Annotated in this window: 20 protein-coding genes; 13 read left to right on the top strand and 7 right to left on the bottom strand. The window is 55.4% G+C overall.

The genetic code is table 11. From position 1 onward, the window contains the following. Window positions 1-4 precede the first annotated feature (4 nt). From KQI11_RS05630 to KQI11_RS05605, 6 genes are read left to right on the top strand one after another with little or no spacing between them, the layout of a single operon-like run. Window positions 5-2,683, top strand: coding sequence for a DUF859 family phage minor structural protein (locus KQI11_RS05630; RefSeq protein WP_216401394.1), 2,679 nt, complete (start codon window positions 5-7; stop codon window positions 2,681-2,683). Between the two features lie 12 nt (window positions 2,684-2,695). Beyond that, complete coding sequence (locus tag KQI11_RS05625; RefSeq protein ID WP_216401393.1) at window positions 2,696-2,980, top strand: hypothetical protein; 285 nt, start codon at window positions 2,696-2,698, stop codon at window positions 2,978-2,980. Window positions 2,981-2,990: 10 nt separating this feature from the next. Next, window positions 2,991-3,266 carry a hypothetical protein gene (locus KQI11_RS05620; protein ID WP_216401392.1) on the top strand — a complete coding sequence of 92 codons (276 nt, stop codon included), beginning with the start codon at window positions 2,991-2,993 and terminating at the stop codon, window positions 3,264-3,266. Beyond that, window positions 3,263-3,481 (top strand): hypothetical protein, encoded by a 219-nt coding sequence (locus KQI11_RS05615; protein WP_353653921.1) that lies wholly within the window; start codon window positions 3,263-3,265, stop codon window positions 3,479-3,481. Before KQI11_RS05620 ends, KQI11_RS05615 begins: the two co-directional genes overlap by 4 nt. A 57-nt stretch (window positions 3,482-3,538) precedes the next feature. After that, window positions 3,539-3,820 carry a phage holin gene (locus KQI11_RS05610; RefSeq protein WP_216401391.1) on the top strand — a complete coding sequence of 94 codons (282 nt, stop codon included), beginning with the start codon at window positions 3,539-3,541 and terminating at the stop codon, window positions 3,818-3,820. A 1-nt stretch (window position 3,821) separates the two neighbouring features. Next, entirely contained in the window at window positions 3,822-4,406 is a 585-nt protein-coding gene (locus KQI11_RS05605; RefSeq protein ID WP_216401390.1) for a M23 family metallopeptidase, read from the top strand. A gap of 153 nt (window positions 4,407-4,559) precedes the next feature. On the opposite strand, the gene KQI11_RS05600 is transcribed toward KQI11_RS05605, so the two are convergent. Beyond that, on the bottom strand, window positions 4,560-5,546 hold the full coding sequence (locus KQI11_RS05600; RefSeq protein WP_216401389.1) for an Abi family protein: 987 nt from the start codon (window positions 5,544-5,546) through the stop codon (window positions 4,560-4,562). Between the two features lie 1,072 nt (window positions 5,547-6,618). Between KQI11_RS05600 and KQI11_RS05595 the strand changes: the two genes are divergently transcribed. The 4 genes from KQI11_RS05595 to KQI11_RS05580 all read left to right on the top strand — a co-directional run bounded on the left by KQI11_RS05595 (window position 6,619) and on the right by KQI11_RS05580 (window position 12,051). Further along, complete coding sequence (locus KQI11_RS05595; RefSeq protein WP_216401388.1) at window positions 6,619-8,022, top strand: GntR family transcriptional regulator; 1,404 nt, start codon at window positions 6,619-6,621, stop codon at window positions 8,020-8,022. A 115-nt stretch (window positions 8,023-8,137) separates the two neighbouring features. Then, entirely contained in the window at window positions 8,138-10,366 is a 2,229-nt protein-coding gene (locus KQI11_RS05590) for a response regulator (RefSeq protein WP_216401387.1), read from the top strand. A 382-nt stretch (window positions 10,367-10,748) separates the two neighbouring features. Next, the gene (locus KQI11_RS05585) at window positions 10,749-11,135 is read left to right on the top strand and encodes a hypothetical protein (protein ID WP_216401386.1); all 387 of its coding nucleotides are present in this window, start codon (window positions 10,749-10,751) and stop codon (window positions 11,133-11,135) included. A gap of 496 nt (window positions 11,136-11,631) precedes the next feature. Further along, window positions 11,632-12,051, top strand: coding sequence for a flavodoxin family protein (locus tag KQI11_RS05580; protein WP_216401385.1), 420 nt, complete (start codon window positions 11,632-11,634; stop codon window positions 12,049-12,051). A gap of 117 nt (window positions 12,052-12,168) precedes the next feature. Here the strand turns inward: KQI11_RS05580 and KQI11_RS05575 are convergent, their stop codons facing one another. From KQI11_RS05575 to KQI11_RS05560, 4 genes are all read right to left on the bottom strand, one after another. After that, window positions 12,169-12,654, bottom strand: coding sequence for a hypothetical protein (locus KQI11_RS05575; RefSeq protein ID WP_185914749.1), 486 nt, complete (start codon window positions 12,652-12,654; stop codon window positions 12,169-12,171). Between the two features lie 203 nt (window positions 12,655-12,857). Then, entirely contained in the window at window positions 12,858-13,094 is a 237-nt protein-coding gene (locus KQI11_RS05570; RefSeq protein ID WP_185914750.1) for a DUF6514 family protein, read from the bottom strand. Beyond that, window positions 13,095-13,319 (bottom strand): helix-turn-helix domain-containing protein, encoded by a 225-nt coding sequence (locus tag KQI11_RS05565; RefSeq protein ID WP_185914751.1) that lies wholly within the window; start codon window positions 13,317-13,319, stop codon window positions 13,095-13,097. Between the two features lie 293 nt (window positions 13,320-13,612). Further along, on the bottom strand, window positions 13,613-14,587 hold the full coding sequence (locus tag KQI11_RS05560) for a nucleoside hydrolase (protein ID WP_286172601.1): 975 nt from the start codon (window positions 14,585-14,587) through the stop codon (window positions 13,613-13,615). 91 nt (window positions 14,588-14,678) lie between these two features. On the opposite strand from KQI11_RS05560, the gene KQI11_RS05555 reads away from it, so the two are divergent. The 3 genes from KQI11_RS05555 (at window position 14,679) to trxB (ending at window position 16,945) form a co-directional block, all read left to right on the top strand. Beyond that, window positions 14,679-15,308 (top strand): Crp/Fnr family transcriptional regulator, encoded by a 630-nt coding sequence (locus tag KQI11_RS05555; RefSeq protein WP_216401383.1) that lies wholly within the window; start codon window positions 14,679-14,681, stop codon window positions 15,306-15,308. A gap of 294 nt (window positions 15,309-15,602) precedes the next feature. After that, complete coding sequence (locus KQI11_RS05550; RefSeq protein WP_216401382.1) at window positions 15,603-15,929, top strand: thioredoxin family protein; 327 nt, start codon at window positions 15,603-15,605, stop codon at window positions 15,927-15,929. An 89-nt stretch (window positions 15,930-16,018) separates the two neighbouring features. Continuing rightward, a complete protein-coding gene (trxB, locus tag KQI11_RS05545; RefSeq protein WP_216401381.1) occupies window positions 16,019-16,945 on the top strand; it encodes a thioredoxin-disulfide reductase in 927 nt (308 codons plus the stop codon). Between the two features lie 88 nt (window positions 16,946-17,033). On the opposite strand, the gene KQI11_RS05540 is transcribed toward trxB, so the two are convergent. Then, window positions 17,034-17,894 (bottom strand): prepilin-type N-terminal cleavage/methylation domain-containing protein, encoded by an 861-nt coding sequence (locus KQI11_RS05540; protein WP_216401380.1) that lies wholly within the window; start codon window positions 17,892-17,894, stop codon window positions 17,034-17,036. 130 nt (window positions 17,895-18,024) lie between these two features. Then, window positions 18,025-18,879 carry a pentapeptide repeat-containing protein gene (locus KQI11_RS13445; RefSeq protein ID WP_216401379.1) on the bottom strand — a complete coding sequence of 285 codons (855 nt, stop codon included), beginning with the start codon at window positions 18,877-18,879 and terminating at the stop codon, window positions 18,025-18,027. Window positions 18,880-18,921: the final 42 nt, after the last annotated feature.

The raw sequence follows: 18,921 nt of genomic DNA, 5'->3' as shown, positions 1-18,921 counted from the left end.
TAGCGTGGCGACTTTTTACGGGTCTGTAAGTCAAAATACATCCAAATATGCATTCTACATAGAGGCCAGCGAGATTCAGACGGACGTAGCCAATAACCGCTCTTTGGTTCGGGCATCGGTTAAGCTGCAATACAAGAGCTGGGGATGGCAGACGGGAAATAGTTACAGCGGTAGCTTGAGCGTTGCGGGAGATTCGGGCGGGTTTTCATATGTCTCTAGCCAGCCTTATGGTTCGGACGCAACCGTGACCTTGTCTACCCGTGAGGTTTGGGTCTCCCACAACGCTGACGGCAGCGGGTCGGCCTATATATCAGCCTCCTTCTCCCCGTCTGGCACATACTCGCCCGGCTATTGTTCGGCCTCTGGCACCCTTACACTCACCACCTTGCCCCGAGCCAGCAGCATCTCCACCCCCAACTTCACAGTTGGGGACAATGTGACGGTGAGCATCAGCCGGGCGTCCAGCAGCTTCACCCACTCCATTCAGCTGGACGTGGGCGGTGTGGCCATCAAGACCGCCAGCGGGGTGGGGGCAAGCCACACCTGGACATTTACAGAAGCGGATGTCAAGAAGATCTACGCGGCCATGGGCAGCGCTACCAGCGGAGCAGTCGTCCTCTGGTGCAACACCTACTCCGGCAGCACCCTGGTGGGAGACGCCAAAGGGACGGCCACCTGCTACCAAGTGGGCAACAGCACATTGCAGACGGCCCCCACCTTTGTGGTGGGAGATAGCCGGGCCTACTCCATCAACCGGCTGCGGGGCTCGGTGACCCATACCTTGCAGCTCTATGCCGGGTCAACCCTCGTCAAGACCATCACCGGCGTGGGCGCCTCCTACACTGTCTCCCTCACCGAGGCGGAGATTGCCAAAATCTACGCCCTGGGAACGTCGGTTTCCACCAAGATGGTCTGCACTGCTTACCACTACGGCCGAAATATCGGCACATCCCAGCTGACGGGGACCGCTTCGGCACCGCCGGTCAGCAGCATCACCAGCAAGCCGGACCACACCATCGGCAGCGGGTACACCACCTCCATCTCCCGCAGCCGGAACGCGGTGAGCCACACCCTGCGGCTCTATGTGGCAGGCAAGCAGATCAAGGAGATCAGCGGGGTGGCAACCTCCTACACCTGGACCCCCACGGCGGCAGAGATCGCGGCAGAGTATGCGGCCACCCCCAACAGCAACACAGCGGCAGCGCAGGCCGCTGTCTGGTGTTACCACTACGGCAAGCTCATTGGCACCGCCACAGCAAGCGGGACGGCCACCGTCAACCCGACAGCAGCCGCGCCGGTGTTCGCCGGTTACTCCTTCGCGGACGTCCGCCCTGAAACGGTAGCCCTCACCGGCGACAATCAGACGCTGGTGGCAGGGGAGAGTACCCTCAAGGTGACAATCCCTGCTGCCCAGGCAGCCAGCAGCACCACCTCTGCCACCATCAAGCAGTATATCCTCTACTGCGGCAGGGCCACGGCGTCCGCCACCTACTCCACCTCTGACGTGTCCATCCAGTTGACTGGGGCCTCCTCCGGCAGCATTCGGGTGGCGGCAGTGGACAGCCGAGGCAACCAGACCATTGTAGAGCGGCTGGCCTCCCTGGTGGCCTATACCCCGCCGCGCGTCACCCAGATGCAACTTCGCCGGGACAACAACGTGGACAACAAGACCAAGCTCGCCGTTAAGGGGGTGTGGTGGCCGGGGAATTTCGGGGCGGCCGACAACTCCCTCACCTCCGCCTACCAGTACAAGGTCACGTCTGCCGAGCAGTACACCGACGGAGGGGCTGTCTCCATCTCCATCACCGGCGGCGAGTGGTCGTTTGAGGGATACCTGCCGGGAGACTTGGGGGCCGGGGGATTCGACTTCCAGAAGTCCTTCTCGGTCATTCTGAGCGCCACCGATGCACTCAATACGGCAACCGGCGTCGGCATCATAGACCGAGGCATTCCCGCCATGCACCTGGACAAAGGTGGCGTGGGGATCGGGAAAATCCGGGAGACCGGGGCCTTGGACGTGGCGGGAGTGATTATTACCGAAGGAAGCGAAGTGTACCATCCAGGCAACAAACCAACCACAGAGCAACTGGGAGCCATGCCATCAAGCGCGAAAGTCGAACTGCTTGACGAAACGAGAAGCTATAACCTTGACGACTACTGGATGCCGGGCCAGACAATACTTGTGCGCCAATCGGTGGCAGCGTCGGGAAAAGTTGCAAATTGCCCATCGAAGTCCGCTGGAATCGTCCACGTGGAAGGAAGCTCGATCCTCATTATGCAGGCTTACATCGAAACTGCGGGGGGAGCGATATATTCCAGGTATCGGGCAATTGGAGGGAGCACAACAGAGTGGGTGGGACCGTCGGGAATCCAATCTGGCAGCAACTCCAATGGGTCCTGGACGAAATGGCCGGACGGGACAATGGCGTCCTACGGCGTGGTTACAAGCCAATCAGTACCGGCGCATAGCACTATCGGGATAACAGGGCAGAGTATCTTGTTCCCGGTGGGGTTTTTGGCGCCCCCATCAATGACTATAACAGTCCTTGCTGACACTGTTGGGGAATTTTCGGCCAAGCTGGGCGGAGTGAATGCGACGCTTTGGTGGGGGTCAGTTACCAACAACAGCGATTATGCACGAGTTACGCCGGTCCACTGGCACGCCATTGGCCGCTGGAAATAAGGGAGGGAAATTATGGCATTATCAAAACAAATCACCTATGACAACGGCACCACCGCCAGCTACCACCGCATTGACGGGCTGCTGGTGCACTGCCACCCGGACAACGGGGCGACGGTGACCGCCACCCTGTACAGCTACATCACCGAGGACACCCGGGCGGCCAATGCTGGTGCGCCGGTATCCACCGTGGCGGTGACCACCGAACTGACCGATGAGCAGGTCAACGGCAATCTACGAGAAACATTGTACGCCAAAATCAAGGCGCTGCCCGAGTGGGCGGATGCCGATGACTGTTAGGAGGAGAAGGATGACCGAGTGGGGCGTTTTTGGGGTGGTGGTGGCGTTGGTCGGGTTTGCGGTCGCCATCATCACCCCAATTCTTAAGCTCAACACCAACATCACCCGCCTGACTGTGACCATGGAACACCTGGTCAAGGAGATGGGCGGACAAAGCAAAGAAATGAAGGAAATCAGAGAAAAGAATCATAAGAGCCACGAACGACTGTGGGAGAAGAACGAGGAGCAGGACAAGGCCATCGAAAACCACGAAACCCGAATCAAGGTACTGGAGGAACGCAAGTGAAAAAGTATATGAAGCGGCCGGTTGTGGTAGAGGCATACCAGACCGAACGGGAAATCGTCATCCACACCCTTGAGGGGGACATGACCGCCAGCCCCGGCGACTACATCATTACTGGCCTGCGGGGTGAGCAGTACCCCTGCAAGCCGGACGTGTTCACGGCCACCTATGCCGAGGTGCCGGAGGGCACGCCTCTCACCGATTACATCAGCCAGTGAGCGCCCAAACAGGGCGCTTTTGTTTTGCCCCCGCGCGGGGCGGAAAGGAAGGACAAAATGAAAATCAACTGGAAAGTCAGAATCAAGAATCCCGTATTTTGGGCGCAGGTGGCGGCCGCCGTGGTGGTGCCCATCCTCGCCTACCTGGGGATGGCCTGGGAGGATATGACCACCTGGACGGCTCTGGGCGGCATCCTGCTCAAGGCCGTCCAGAATCCTGTTATCCTGGGCTCCGTGGTGGTCTCTCTCTGGGGAATCATCAATGACCCCACCACCGCCGGACTGTCCGACAGCACTCGGGCGCTCAACTATGACGCCCCGAAAAAGGAGGAAAAATAGAATGGCACAGAAACTAATCCAGCCCATCAACAACGCCCGGCTCACCGCGTCCTACAAATGGAGAGACGCGTACAAGAGACAATTCAAGGCCACCCACTACGGCCAGGACATGACCGGCGGCCCCATCGTCTATGCCCAGGGTAACGGCACCGTGGCCTTCGCTGGCTGGGACAACGTCTGCGGCTGGGTGGTGGGAATCGTCTACAAGGATTGCTACTCCTGGTATTACAAGACCGTCTCCGACATCACCGGGCGGTATTACCACATGGCCGACGTACGGGTGAAGCCGGGCCAGCGGGTCACGAAAGACACCCGCATCGGCACCGTAGGGAACACCGGGAAGTACACCACCGGGGCCCACCTCCACGTGGAGCTCGACACCGACACCAAGTACCCCAACTACACTCCCACCCTGGCGGGTAACTCGAACATCCTTAAAAAGGGCACCAGGGGGGCGAAGGACACCACCGTAGACCCCATGCGCTGGACGCACACCAAAGCCAGCGCCCCGGACAACCAGACCATCGTCGCCGGGTATGGCAGCGACTGGGTCGACCCCAGAGACGCCAAGCTGCCCAAAATCTAAGAGTACATAGAGAGCGCCCCCAGCTTGCCAGTGCGGCAGGTTGGGGGCGGTTTTTTGTCTTATAAAAAACTAGAGCCATGGATTATACCACGGCCCTTACAAAACATGAAGTTTTTCTTGGTGTTTATATTATATGCGATTTTTCTCAAAAAGTCAATCTGAAATCAATAAACTGCTAATTAATTTATAAAAAAACTCATAAGAAGATTTTAGCAGCTCATTATCTGCAAAATACTCATGATGTTGAACTAATCGTGTGTTAAACAGTTCTTTAACCTCTGACAGCCGAGTTTGGCGTGTGTTTTCGCTTGTCACAATAGTACTATAGACATACAAAAGATGCACAATTTGATTTATGACGCCATTTGACAACTTTTTGCCACGTATGTGCTCCCCAATGCCTGCCTTACTAACAAATTGAGTTATAAATAAAGGCGTTTTGACAAGTGTTTTAGATGGGCGAAGGTCATTAATAATACAGTTACTATGTGCTGCCGCATTTCTAATTTGCCGTACTCTATCAAGGCTCATTTTATCAACAGGCTCTTCCCAGCCAGTGGATTCGGAATAGAAGGAAATGAGGTCTTCTAGGTCCCCAAATGAAATTACTTCTACAAATGCCCAAATAGGCATATCCGATTTGTATTTTTCCATAAGCCCTTTACAATAAGGGTTCTTCTTATTTTGCCGAATTTTTCTGGATATAGAGCCAGAACGTTTTGATATATTTGTTGCTCGATCCCCAAAATCTAAGCGCCCCGCGTCAACCAGAAAATCTGTTACAATTTTATATCCGTCCTCGTCTCCGCTTCCCATTGTATTGTTCTCTACTGCTTTTATCAGTCTAACCTTTAAAAAATGCTCTATGTCAAGACACATCTTCAGTAGTATATGGCGGATTTCGACATCGATTCTAGCTAGTTCAATTAAATGAGCAAAGTCAAGTCCGACATATTGCCCTTCTTTTTCACCCGTTGTAATTTTTGCATAGTTTTTTCTGTATGATGTCAATTTGAAATAATTGTTGTTGCTATCGAGGTAATTTTTTGCGTCTTGTTCTGACATAATGTCGAACCTAATTCCTTTTTTCTTAGAATGTTCAATCAAGTCGTCTACACATAGCATTGGCTTACGAGGCATAACTCTATTCTCCTTACACAAAATATTGTGTGTTTAAAGAAATTATAGCACACAATTAGTAATTTTCAACAAATTGTGATAGATTTCTCAATGAGCGGCAAGAGACTACCCCATAAACTCGACGAGTGGCACCTCCTCTGCGACTGGTCAAAACCCTGCCCTACATGACAGAAATTTTAGGGACGGTGGAGGTGGGGAAACGCCCGAATTTGTAACCCACTTTATAACCCGCTTTGGCTCCAAAGGTGGTGTTTTGATTCCATCGTTTGCGCTACGTGAAACAAATAATTCGCATATTTGTGCCATTTATCATAATACTTGGAATTTACATTGGACATATAGACTGGTTCGAGTCCGGCCACCGGCACCAATAGGCTGAGCCTGCACGCAAATCGCGCTCCCCACAATTGTGAGGAGCCGTTTTGTTTTTGCTCGCGTTTTTAATAAGTATCTATTTTGTTGCAGTAAAAACAGAGACAAGCCGCCGCAGACAAGAAACGCACCTCACTTTTGTGGGGTGCGTTTTGTCATCTCCCCGCTCTGTTGGTGGACATCCAAATAACTCTCCGCAGATAAACCCGCTAAAGCGGGGTCTCCGCCTGATTTTTCAGATCGTAGGCCTCACTTTTTTGCGTTTTGCGGCCTTTTCCCCTGCTGTCTGATTTGAAGATAATTCCTGAAGTAAAATAAATCAATTGACAAACCCCCAAGAAGGGTACTCTCAAGCCCTCAAAATGTACGGGCAAAGCATGTCCTTTTTTAGGAACGCCAGCTGGTAGGACCGGCTCTCAGCCTATTAAAGAACGCCGGTTTGCATTAAGTGACAATCAAGGCCCTTTATTCGGCTGCGCATGATACTTTAACGGGCAGTTTGATACAGGCAGTGTATTAAAATATTGATTGCGTATTTAGAAAAAATGTGTTATAATTAACCAAATAACCAATGTGAGCAGTGTCGTTCTTATATGAGCATTGTTATTCCTACATGAGCAAGGCTAAAGCAATTTACTTTGTTGAAAGCCACAGAGTATTGACAAACAAAAAGACGGTTATCCGCCACAGGAGGACAGAAATGGGAAAAGACAATGTGTTGAGTGAGCTGATTTATGAGTACTATGAATCGCGTATTTGTTTTGGTATTTACAAATACGGTGATCAACTGAAGTCGGTGTCGCAGCTCTGTGCTTCATTTGGATTAGCTCGGAATACTGTTCAGACCGCTTTAAATAAGCTGGAAGAAAAAGAATATATAAAAACGGAACAGCGAAGAATGGCGAGGGTTATTTATCAAGGAAACCCAAAAATGTTCAAGGAAAATGCCGAAAAGTATTTCGTCCCCAGAAGAGATGGGCTCCGGGATATCAATCAATGGGGACAATTTCTGTTTTCTCCAGTCTGGGAGAAAGGGATAAAGAAAATTGAGCAGAGTCCGCCAGACAGCATGTACGGAAAGCGGGACCTGATGATGTTTGAGGCGACAAAGCTGTATTATGATGCGCTTAACATATTAAACAACCGACTGATGAGCAGCCTTTATTGGCAGCTCTTGCGATATTTAAATTATTTTTATCCAAATGAAGAATATGCAACAGACAGTTGCCTGGAGGATGGGCGTTTCTCAATAGTGAAGGCCAATGAAATCAAGCAGAAGATGGATTCTTATTATGGCGGAGTCTACTCGAAAGTTGAAAATTTCGTTGATTCAATCTATAGAACGCATCATCTGGAGGATGTGGAACAGATTCCATTTACATGGACAATTTACCGAAAACGGCCACAGGTGCGATATACCCTGGCGTCCACTGTTATTCGAGAAATCCTCTGGGACATCTACCCGCTTGGCAGTTATCTGCCTTCCCTTCCTCAAATGGCAAAACAGTATCAGGTATCCTTGATCACAGTGCGCCGGACTTTGGACGTGCTGCATTCACTCGGAGTGACCAACACCTACAAGGGCGTCGGGACCCAAGTATGTCTGGAACCTATTGAACCAGATATACTCAGTACCCCAGAAATGCGGGAAAATCTGCTGCTGTATGGGGAAGGAATGGAGTTCTTTGTGCTGACAGCCTACAATGTAACATTTTATACTTTAAAATCTATTTCCAGAGACAGAAGAGAAGTGTTATTGCAAAAAATTGGTAATCTTCATGACAAAAAAAGTAGTATTCTCTGCATGGATGTCCTCTTGGATTTCATTTCTACAGAAGCTCCTTCTGCGCTCTTTCGGGAATGTTATGGCAAATTGAGAGAATTGGTGACATGGGGATATGTTTTTTATGCCATATTGAAGAAGACTGGGGAGCAACAGGATAATGATTTGACTGATTTTATCACTCAGCTGGAAACCAATCTAAAAACAGATAATCTGACTGCATTTGCGGGGCTGTGGCCGCCATTTATTGAGGACAGGCTGAATTTATTTCGTTCCAAGATGCTGCTGTGGGACAGCCAGAAAAAAGTGCAGTATGAATAGACGCGCATACGTTCTGGACTCCGACTAGGATTATCTCCGAATGCTGTGAAGCCACGTGCGATAGTGAAGGATCAAGTGTTGTATAAAAATATGAGAGAATATGGAGTCTGGTACGATGAATAGAGACAAAAAAGCGCCATTGAAACTGTCAAAAGTATCATTGATTATTTGCATTGCAGCCTTTGTTTTTTCTGGGATCAGCATTTTGATTTCTTATGGAATGAATAAAAATGCCCAGAGAATGTACGAGCATCCATATACTGTGTCAAACAGCGCAAGGGCAATGCGCTCGCGCTTGTGGGACATGAAAAGTTTTTCCGGCATACTTCTGACACATGATTTCCAGGAAAAAACGGATAAGGAATCCTTCTTCCAGGCGCGTTACGATATGCAGAATGAGGCGATCGAGACAATTCGTGAGCTGTATCTGGGACCAGCCTCGGATGTGGACTCCCTCAGTAGCGCAATGGATACACTGATCGCAGTTCAAACTAAGGCGTGCAGCTATGTGGATGACCATTCGGCGGATAAGATCCAGAATTATATGGATGAGAATGTATATCCATGCTATGACCAAGTCAGCGATTGCCTAACGACGATTATCGATTTTGCGGATGCCAAAATATATAGTTTGAAGGAACAGGTGCAGAAATCTGGGGTTACGGCAACGATCGTTTCTCTGATCATTGCATTTTCAACAATTGGGTTGACGATCCTGTCAAGCAGGCAGGAGCGGCGCAATATAGAAATGCTGATCTCAAGAGAACATGAGCTGCAGGATGCCCTTTTTCTTGCTCAGCAATCAAGTAATGCCAAAAAAGATTTTCTTTCCCGCATGTCGCATGAGATCCGGACACCTATGAACATTATTGTGGGGATGACCACAATTGCGGGTGCGAATCTAGAGGATAAGAACAGAATAAAGGATTGCTTGTCCAAGATAGCGTTTTCTTCTAAGCATTTGTTAATGCTGATCAACGACATCCTTGATATGTCAAAAATAGAGGCGGGAAAGCTCTCCGCAAATAATGTGCTGTTTGAGCTTCCGCAGATGTTTGAAACGCTCGTTCCGGCAATCTACTCACAGGCGACCGCCAAGGGAAGCGCGTTTGAATGTGAATTCAGTAGTATAATATCAGACACTGTGATCGGGGACTCTCTCCGGATCAATCAGATTTTGCTCAATCTGCTCTCGAATGCAGTCAAATTCACTCCCGCAGGAGGTACCATACGCCTGAACGTGAGTCAGTCTCCAGTAAAAAATGGGAAGACCAGGCTTACATTCAAAGTTGAGGATAATGGTATTGGTATGAGTGAAGAATTCCTGCAACATCTTTTCACTCCGTTTGAGCAGGAGGACGGTACTGTGTCCAGGAAATACGGCGGAACTGGTCTGGGCATGGCGATCACTAAGAATTTGGTTGGCATATTGGGTGGGGTTATCTCTGTAAAAAGCAAACAGGGGGAAGGCACTGTTTTTACGGTGGAATTACCGGTTGAAGTTCCCGAAGAAAAAGAAGAGCGAAAAAACGGCGCCTTGGAAAATCTCAAGGTATTGGTAGTGGACGACGATGAGGGGGTCTGTACCCATGCGAGCATACTGCTGAAAAAAATGGGGATCGATGCAGACTGGGTCCAGCGCGGAAGTGTAGCTGTACAAATGGTACTAAAAGCTCATGAAGAATATTGCGATTACAATGTATGCCTTATAGACTGGAAAATGCCGGATATGGATGGTATAGAAGTAGCCCGGCGGATCCGTGAGGAGCTTGGACCGGATACACTGGTTATTATCATCTCAGCGTATGATTGGAGTGAAATCGAGCTCGAGGCAAAAGCGGCTGGAGTAGACGCTTTTATTGCCAAGCCGCTATTTGAATCCTCTCTCTATCAGGTTTTGTCATCTGTGATCTGTGCGGAAAACGACAAGAAGGAAGAATCCAAGACCTCATCCATATCATTTAAAGGAAGACGTTTTCTTTTAGTTGAGGACAATGAACTGAACCAAGAAATTGCGGCGGAGATTCTGAAGGTGGCTGGAGCTGAAATCGAATGCGCTAGCGACGGAAAAGAGGCAGTCGACAAATTCAGTACCTCTCCAAATGGTTATTACGATCTTATATTAATGGACATACAAATGCCGATCATGGATGGATACGAGGCAGCCAAAGCCATACGATTGGTCGATCGTGAGGACGCAGATCATATACCAATTCTCGCAATGACAGCGAATGCTTTTCACGAGGATGAGGCGGCGGCGCTGGCGGCGGGAATGAACGGCCATATTGCGAAGCCCATTGAAGTGGATACACTGTACAGGAAGATATCAGAACTGTTGGAGTAGCGATATTTCACCATTACTAGGAGAAACAATCTTTCGTCAACAATCCCCAAAAACAAGTTGCCGCTTTCAAGTTGCACACCTCGCTTTGTGGGGGGGGCTTTTGCCCCTGCGCTGGAACGAGTATCTATTTTGTCAACGCTTCCCATTAGACAGAGTCTGGGCGCAGTTCGCGTTCCAGGCTCTTTCTTTTTTCCCTCTTTAGGCCCGCGTCGGCAGGGGGTGTCCGTTTTATCGACACCTCTCCTAAAATCCGAAGATATTTTCCACTTGCAATCTTTTCGGATTACTGTTGAGGAGGAGGCCATTTTGACAGGCATGTTTTTGTAAATCGCGAATGATATATGTATGATACTGGAGAAGTTATTATGACGGAGCCGCCCGTATGGCAAAATCAGGGTTATTTGAAGCTGATGGTCCAGCAGTGGTGTGCTTTTTACAAGACCCTCCGATTTTTGGTGAAAATGCATTGCGCATGGTTGAATCTGTATACTGGCAGGCAAATCACGATCGTGAGATCCCCATTCATTTCTCGCTTCGCTTGATGCTTGAAACTGACGTTTCTTTACTCCCCCGGGGCGTTTCGCGAAAGCACATCAATTCAAAAAAGAGTTTGAACGCCAATTTTGTTCCAATTTTTTGCCCAGAGTGGAGTGCCCGTGCTGTGAGCCGGGCATCCTTTTACGGCGCAAATCCAGGTATAAGCCTTGCCCCGCAAGCGGGAGAGCCATGTGCAGGGCTTTTTCACCGGCTGCTTTGTACCTGCAAATAAAGTGCCGCTCTTTTAGAGAACAGATTGCATCCCCGCGCGCTTGGGGCTTTGAAGCGACATTGGAAAGCGGTCTTGCGCCTGCCAAGAAGCGGGGCCGGAGAAGCGCCAATGGACAGCCTGCGGCCGCCGTTTCTCTGGCTTTTTCCTCATTGAGGAAACGGTCGGTTTGTAGTATAGTGTCTTTATAGTTGGTTTGAATAGGGAAAATGGGTCTGCCAAAAGACAAATCCGGATTGTTGGGGGAGAAGGCGCATTACCCATTCTTGAGACCGCTATGGAGTTTAGGCGAATGGGATCCCTTTAAGGGCACAGAATCGACATCCGCCAATATGGCCCCATCCCTTTTCAGGAGGGGGAATACAGGCAGCGCTTCTGTGAAGGAGGATTGCCGAAGGGATGAAAAGGCTGCCAGAGGGCCTTTGAGGCGGTCGTGATTCAAAGCGGGCATTTGAGCGGTTTGCCCAGAAAAATTGCAGGCGCGGGAGAGGGAGATAAGATGAAAACAGCATTCGTTTTTTATTCGTATACTGGGAAGACAAGGGCGCTGGCAGAAGAAAGGGCCGGCAAAGAGCAGGCAGAATTGATTGAAATCAAAGAGAAAAAGCGCCGCTCTACAGTTGCCGCTTATGTTTTGGGCTCTCTTGCGGCAAGACGTCAGAAGAGAGCGGAGATCGAGCCGGTTGCCGCTGACTTTGCCGACTACGACAAAATCGTTGTCGCCGTTCCCCTCTGGGCTGGATTCCCGGCACCGGCATTCAACAGCATATTGGAACTGCTGCCCAGGGGAGCAAAAGTCGAACTGATCATCACCTCTGGCAGTGGAAATTCGACTGGCAGCAGAGAAAAGACGATGGCGCTTGCCGCTTCAAAGGGAGTTCAAATCGTGAGTTATGAAGATGTAAAAACGGCGGAGTGATAGAGCGCACAGCAGAACTGCAAAATGGGCCGCCCGACAAATCTTTGTCGGGCGGCCCATTTTTAGTTCGAGCGGGTCAGGGGAGAGCAGCGCTCGAGCGCATCGCCTGTAAAGGCCTCACCGCGGCGGGTTGCACTTGGAGCAGGGGCTGTAGCTGCGCTTGGCGTCGTCCAGCGAGATGGGGATGCAGCTCTTTTTTAGGTACTGGCAGCCGGCGCGGTGGTATTTCTCCCCTGTCTTGGTCACGTAGACGGTGACGCTCTGCTGGGGCGCCGGGGCGGGGGCGGCGGAACTGCTGGGCGGGGCGGCAGGAGCGGGCGTTTCGGCCGGCGGCTGGGAGGCCGCTGGGGCGGAGGACGCCGGTTTGGCTGGAGCGGGGGCGGCGCTCTTTTCAGATGTGGCAGCCGAGGAGGTCGAAGAGGTCGAGGAACTGGAAGACACCTGGCTGCTGGAGGCGGAGGAGGAAACCCTGCTGGAGGGGGCGCTGGACGAGGGGGCCGAGGAAGAGGGGGCTTCGTCCAGCGCGTCCAACCCGCCTTTGGCAGAGGAGCAGCCGGCCAAACAGAGGGCGGCTGCCAGCAAAAGGGCCAACAATTTTTTCACGACAAACATCTCCCGTTTGATTGGATGGGGTTTTCTCCATCCTAGCGGGAAAGGGGTGAACTGTCGCGAAAAGTTTGTCGAAAGGGAGAGAAATTTGGTGAAGTAAAGGGCTGCCTTTCGAGTAGAGCGGTGGGGTTTCCCGCCGCCTTTTCAAAAGGGACGTAAAAAAGCCTCCGAGAGGAGGCCTTTTGCCGCGGTGCGCCCTATTTTCCAAATGCATCTTCGATCACGTCCATCAGGTGCTCCGGCGCCAGCTCGTACCGGTTGCACAGAGCGGCGATCCGCTCGACAAAGGGGCGGGAGACCGAGACGTCGGACACCTGGCGGAGGAGGCGTTTGCCGCCCCCCTCTCTGCCCCAGACGCGGATGCCGTAGGTGAGAAAGGTGCCGCTGTCGGCGATCCGGCGGAGTTCCTGAAACACCGCGTACTCGAGTTGCAACTACATCACCTCCTCTCGCAGGCTGTCCAAGCTGAAACCCAGTTGAGAAGAGATTTGCAAAGCGGTCGCCAGACTGGGGTTGGTGTGCCCGTTTTCGAGATTGTGATAGTGGCGGGGACTGATGCCGCAGAGCTCCGCCGTCTTTTCCTGGGTCAGGCCGCGCGCCTCCCTGGCCAGTTTGAGTTGTACCCCAAATTGCACCGCTACTCGCTTGAATCTGTCCACTTTGCCACCTCCATGCTGGAATAATAGTCCAATTTTCAAAACAGCACAATGAACAGTCGTGCGCAATTTGCTATTTTTTGTAAATTCTTTCCGAAAAGAGGCTTTTTCAGGCGAAAAGAGAGGCCCAAGGGCGGCCAGGAGGGGGGAGAATGGAGGGGGGAAGAGAGGCGTGAGAGAAGGGCGGTATTTGCGTTTGAACCGACTTTGCCCGGGAAAAGAGGTGAGACGGCGGTGCGAAAAGAGGGCGAAAGGAAACCCCGCCTTGCACAGGCAAGGCGGGGTGGGGGGCGGTTCTATTGCAGCAGCATCTTTAGGATGCGCTCTTTGAAGAGAGCGGCGTCCATTCGCTTGATGAGGCGGGTGTTGGCCGGCCGGTTTTGGTAGCCCCCGGCGGTGGCGACCGCGTTGGGGAGGAAGGGGATGACCTGGCCGTAGGTGGCCTCTTCCCGGTAACAGGTGTAGCAAAAGCGGTCCTCCGCCTCCAACACCGTGTCCGGCCAGAGGGCGGCTGCTGCGGCGAGGGCGTCGGGCAGGGGCACGGTGGGGTAGCCCAGGCGGGCCGTGGCCATCTCCAACAGCACCCGGTTGCTCTGCACCACGAACGAGGCCAGGGCTGTGCCCGACCGGTTGAGGAGGTCGAGGTCCTGGGCGCTGAAGGCGGTCTCGCCCAGGCAGAGGTCAAATCCGGCGATGGTGAGGGGGATCCCGCTCTGCAGCACCGCGTCGTAGGCCTCGGCATCCACCAACACGTTGAACTCGGCCACGGCGGTCTCCATCCCCAGGCTGTACCCGCCGGTCCCCATGGAGTAGATGTGTTTGACCCCCCGCATGGCCTCCGGCTCTTTCATCAGGGCGAGGGCGACGTTGGTGGCGGGCCCGATCATCAGGATCTCCAGTTCGCCGGGGAAGCGCTTGGCCAGCTGGCAGATGATGTCCACCGCGTGGCCCTTTTGGGGGGCGATGCGGGGGTGCACCAGGCCGCAGTCTCCCATGCCGTCGCTGCCGTGGGCGTGCACGGTGGTGAGGGGCTCGCGCAGCAGGGGACGGGGGGCGCCCTTGTAGACCGGCGGCAGCTCACCCCCCATCAATTCCAGGGTTGCCAGGGCGTTTTGGGTGGCCTGTTCCAGGTCCACATTGCCGAACACGGTGGTGACTGCCTCCACCTGGACCCCGCTGTCCATGAGCATCATCATCAGGGCGAGGGCGTCGTCCCCCCCCCGGTGTCGGTGTCGATGATAAAGTGTCGCATCTCTCTTCTCCTCTCTCAGTTGACGGTTGGTTTTCCCCAGTATAGAATGAAGCCAACAGCAAAATCCAGGTCACCTGACCAAAACGCGATATTTTGTTTGGAGGTGCCCCATGAAAGGGCTGATCGATTTTTTGGAGGCGGCGCCGGCGGCGGTCGGTCGCCAGCTGGAAGAGGTGTCGTTTGCGCGGCGGGCCCCCATCCTCTGGGAGGGGATGGAGAACAGCGCCGTCTACATCCTCCTGGAGGGGGACGCCGAGGGGTACCTGCAGGGCGTCCGGGGGCAGGTGTCGCCGGTATTTCACTACTGCGCCCCCAGCCTCTTCGGCGAGTTTGAGGTGTTTTGCGGGCGGGAGAACGTCATCAATGTGGCGGCGATCAGCCCCTGTCGGCTGTACCGCCTCTCCCGCAGCGCCTTTTTGGAGTGGATGCGGGCCGACTTTGACTTTACCCAGTACGTGGTGTCCCAGCTGGTGCGCAAGCTGACCGAGAACACCGTTCTCTTCGACAAGTTTGGCCGCTACACAGTGCGGGAGCGGGTGCTGCGCACCGTGGCGGTCTGGCACCGGGCCGGAAAGCTGCCCCAACTGACCAAAGAGCTGTTGGCGATGGAGGCGGGAGCCCCGCTGCGCAGCGTCAACCGGGCTGTGGCCGCCTGTGCCGGCGAGGGGATCTTTTGCTGGGAAAAGCGGCGCTTTCGGGTGCTCGACGAGGGGGCGCTGAATGCTTTTTTGCCCCAGTAGGGGACAGCTGGGCCAAGGGGCGGACAGAAAGACCGGGCTTCACCGTGCGCAGTGCACGGCGGGGCCCGGTCTTTTGTCGGGAAATGGGAAAGAAATTGGGAAAGAGGGGTTGACAGGAGGTTCTGTAACTGTTATTATTACAGTAAAATCTGTAACAACAACAAAAACAGTTTGTGGAGATGGAGCTTCGGCCGGCCTGCGCCAAAAGAGAGATTGGCCGCCCCAGAAGGGATGGGCCCTTGCAGCAGGCAGCGCCGATCCTTCCGCCCGAAAGAAAGGGAGGTCGCGTTTGCGATGGCAGTTTTAGCAGTTGATAGAGAACACTTTGAAGAGGGAGTGCTGCACAGCGAGAAGCCGGTGCTGGTGGACTTTTCCGCCCCCTGGTGTGGCTACTGCCGCCGGTTGGCCCCGGCCGTTGCGCGGCTGGCGGAAAAGTATGGCGACCGGCTGGCGGTAAAGACGGTGGACATCGACGAGGCGCCGCAGTTGGCCGAGCACTACGGGGTGGACACCATTCCCACCCTGCGGCTCTTTGCCGGCGGCCGCGCAAGCGAGCCCCTGGTCAACCCCGGCTCGGCGGCGGAGATCGAGAACTGGCTTCGGGAAAACGGGGCCCTTTAAAAGGGCGAGAGATCGGCGGAGAGCCCTCTGTGACGACCTGTCTGGCCGTGCCGGAGGGCGCGCCAAGGCGGAAAGGATGTGTGTGCGCGATGGCGAAAAAAATATATGACGTGGCGGTGATTGGCGGCGGGCCGGGCGGCTATGCGGCCGCCCTCTACTGTGCCCGGAGCGGCCTCTCGGTGCTGGTGATCGAGAAGATGGCCCCCGGCGGGCAGATGGCCACCACCGGCCAGGTGGACAACTACCCCGGGTTTGACGAGGGGATCGACGGCTTTGCGCTGGGGGAGCGGATGGAGCGGGGGGCCGAGCGCTTTGGGGCGCAGACGGCCTTTGTCGAGGTGGAGGCGGTGGACCTGCGGGCGGCCCCCAAGAGGATTGAGACCAGCGACGGCCCGGTGCTGGCCCACACTGTGGTCCTGGCCACCGGGGCCTCTCCCCGGGAGCTGGGGCTGCCCGAAGAGCGCGGTCTGCGGGGGCGGGGGATCTCCTACTGCGCCACCTGCGACGGGATGCTCTACAGGGACAAGACGGTGGTGGTCGCCGGCGGGGGGAACAGCGCCGCGGAGGACGCCCTCTACCTCTCGAAAATCTGCAAAAAGGTCTACCTGGTGCACCGAAGGGACGCGCTGCGGGCGTCGGCTGTCTATCAAAAGGCGCTGGAGGGCAGCCCGGTGGAATTCCTCTGGAACCAAACGGTCGCGGAGATCCTTCACGGCCAGCGGGTGAGCGGGGTCCGGCTGCAGGAGGTGGGCAGCGGCGCCACCCGCGAGGTGGCCTGTGACGGGGTCTTTGTCGCCATCGGCCGGGTGCCCGACACCGCCCTTTTCCGCGGCCAGGTGGAGATGGATGAGCAGGGCTACCTGGTGGCCGACGAGACCACCCGCACCAGCCTGCCGGGGGTCTTTGCGGTGGGGGATGTGCGCCAAAAGCCCCTGCGGCAGATCGTGACCGCAGCGGCGGACGGGGCGGTGGCCTCCAAATTTGTGGAGGAGTATCTGGCCCAGCTCGGCGGCTGAAAACAGCGCCGCAGCCGTTTGGACAAAGAAGAAACAGGGGGGCGGGAGCAGTTGGTTGCTCCCGCCCCCCTGTTTTGGTACAGGCGAGTCAGTTGGCGCCGGCTGGCATCTGGCCGAACACCTGGTAGATGGCGTCGAATTGCTGTTTGTCCGCGTCGCTCTGGGGGATGTCGGTGAATTCGCTCCAGGAGGCGTCGCCCCGGCCCAGCACGGGGTAGTATTCGCCCTTCCCCTCCAGCTGGGTCTCCTGCACGGTGACATAGCCGGCGGTGTAGGTGCCCCGGCGGGAGTTGTAGCGCATCACCTTGACCTGGCTGCCCACCGGGTAGTCCGCCAGGCTTTCGGTGGTCCAGTAGAGCAGGAATTGGCCGCTCCCCACCCCCTGGAAGGACCAGCTCTGCACCCCCTGTGCCTGCAGGTCAAAGCCCGCCTCTTTGAGGGCGCCCTCCAGCTTTTCCCGGTTGGTGCCCTGCTTGCTGGTGGAGTCGATGTATTTGCCCGCGCCGGTGAAGGACTGGAACAGGGCCTTGAGCTCCTCGCTGCCGGGGTTTGCCATGAGATTGCGGATGACCTCGCTCATGTCAAAGGTGTAGGCGCTGTCGTGCAGGGGACAGACGACCTGTATCTCCCCTGCGCCGTCGCGCAGCACGTGGTAGACCCCGCCCTGCTTGCAGTAAAATTCAGACGTTTGGGCCAACTCCTGCAGCTGGGAGGTGGTGAGTTTGCCCCCGCCCTCGGTCTGATAGATCTCCTCCGCCTGCAGGTCGCGGGCCAGACTGGCCTTGCTCACCTCGCAGGCGCGCTTGTGGGCCTTGTCGATCCAGCCCACCATGGAGGGGATGAGGAGGGCGGCGAGGACCGCCAGAATGACCAGGACCACAATGACCTCCACCAGGGTGAACCCCTTTTGGCGGCCCCGCCCGTTGCCCGTGTTTGCCTTTTCTGTCATCACTCATTCCACCCCCGCACCCGTCCGGCGTGTGTTCATTTATTCCCCATTATATCACACAAAGCCCCTGGGTGGGAAAAAGATGCGCAAAAAGGCGGAAAAAGGAAAGAGATGCAGCCGCCCGAAGGGGTTACCGGGGCTCGTCGTGCCGTGGAGAGGGATCCCAGGAGGCGGGGCGGGAGAGGAAGGGGGGAAGGCGGGTCTGCCCGTCCCCCCGGGCAGCCCCCAACTGGATGGGGGTGAGGAAGATGCTCCCCCGCAGGTCGGCCCCGCGGAGATCGGCCCCCCGCAGGTCGGCGCCCAGGAAGCTGCTGCCCCAGAGGTCGCAGCCGGAGAGGTCGGCCCCCAGGAGGAGGGCCATGGAGAAATCGCGCCCGCGCAGGGGCGCTCCCCGAAATTGCCGACCCGAACAGTCGGCGTTCCGGCGGGGGGAGGGCCGGCCGCCGGCGACAGCCAGGGTCTGCTCGTGGGCGGGGCGGAGCAACCGGTTGACCCGCGCGCGCTGCCGCTCCAACAGGGCGGCGTCGAGGGGGGCGTCCCCCTCGCCCAGGGCCCAGCACTCGCTGATGAGCTGCTGGGCCCCCTCCCAGAGGGAGCGGGCGGGGAGGAGGGAGGCGACCTCGGCCAGGTACCAGAGCATTTGGTGGAGGGCGGTCAGGGAGAGGAAGCGGGCAAAGAGCCGCTCTTTTTCTTCCGGGTCGCGGCGCCAGTCGGCAGGGGAGGTGGCAGCTGCCCGCTGCCCGGCCCCCAAACAGTCGTAGGCGGTGCAGCCGTGCAGGCCGCGGGCGGTGAGCTGGCCGTGGATGGCGCAGCGGTACCCCCCGTCCAGGTGGGGACAGGGGCGGCCCGGGGGCAGGTCGGCGGGAAACCCCTCGGCGCGGGCGCGGTAGAGGGCGGCACAGCAGAGGCCACGGCAGCGCCGGCAGTCGGCGTTGAGGGCCTCTCGCAGCTGGGGAAGGGGCTCTTCCCGGCGGATGGGTCGCACGGCAGATCCCTCCTTTTTAAAATGACGGTTTGGCGGGTCGAC

This window comes from Acetanaerobacterium sp. MSJ-12 (assembly GCF_018917875.1).
Lineage (GTDB): Bacteria > Bacillota > Clostridia > Oscillospirales > Ruminococcaceae > Bittarella > Bittarella massiliensis.
This window is presented reverse-complemented; position numbering and strand designations above follow the sequence as displayed.

What these genes read in the sequence shown, in the direction of transcription:
- KQI11_RS05620 (WP_216401392.1), top strand. Translation starts at nt 2,991, where the DNA reads ATGACCGAGTGGGGCGTTTTTGGGGTGGTGGTGGCGTTGGTCGGGTTT.
- KQI11_RS05555 (WP_216401383.1), top strand. Translation starts at nt 14,679, where the DNA reads ATGAAAGGGCTGATCGATTTTTTGGAGGCGGCGCCGGCGGCGGTCGGT.
- KQI11_RS05550 (WP_216401382.1), top strand. Translation starts at nt 15,603, where the DNA reads ATGGCAGTTTTAGCAGTTGATAGAGAACACTTTGAAGAGGGAGTGCTG.
- trxB (WP_216401381.1), top strand. Translation starts at nt 16,019, where the DNA reads ATGGCGAAAAAAATATATGACGTGGCGGTGATTGGCGGCGGGCCGGGC.
- KQI11_RS05605 (WP_216401390.1), top strand. Translation starts at nt 3,822, where the DNA reads ATGGCACAGAAACTAATCCAGCCCATCAACAACGCCCGGCTCACCGCG.
- KQI11_RS05540 (WP_216401380.1), bottom strand. Translation starts at nt 17,894, where the DNA reads ATGACAGAAAAGGCAAACACGGGCAACGGGCGGGGCCGCCAAAAGGGG.
- KQI11_RS05595 (WP_216401388.1), top strand. Translation starts at nt 6,619, where the DNA reads ATGGGAAAAGACAATGTGTTGAGTGAGCTGATTTATGAGTACTATGAA.
- KQI11_RS05625 (WP_216401393.1), top strand. Translation starts at nt 2,696, where the DNA reads ATGGCATTATCAAAACAAATCACCTATGACAACGGCACCACCGCCAGC.
- KQI11_RS05585 (WP_216401386.1), top strand. Translation starts at nt 10,749, where the DNA reads ATGGCAAAATCAGGGTTATTTGAAGCTGATGGTCCAGCAGTGGTGTGC.
- KQI11_RS05600 (WP_216401389.1), bottom strand. Translation starts at nt 5,546, where the DNA reads ATGCCTCGTAAGCCAATGCTATGTGTAGACGACTTGATTGAACATTCT.
- KQI11_RS05580 (WP_216401385.1), top strand. Translation starts at nt 11,632, where the DNA reads ATGAAAACAGCATTCGTTTTTTATTCGTATACTGGGAAGACAAGGGCG.
- KQI11_RS05610 (WP_216401391.1), top strand. Translation starts at nt 3,539, where the DNA reads ATGAAAATCAACTGGAAAGTCAGAATCAAGAATCCCGTATTTTGGGCG.
- KQI11_RS05590 (WP_216401387.1), top strand. Translation starts at nt 8,138, where the DNA reads ATGAATAGAGACAAAAAAGCGCCATTGAAACTGTCAAAAGTATCATTG.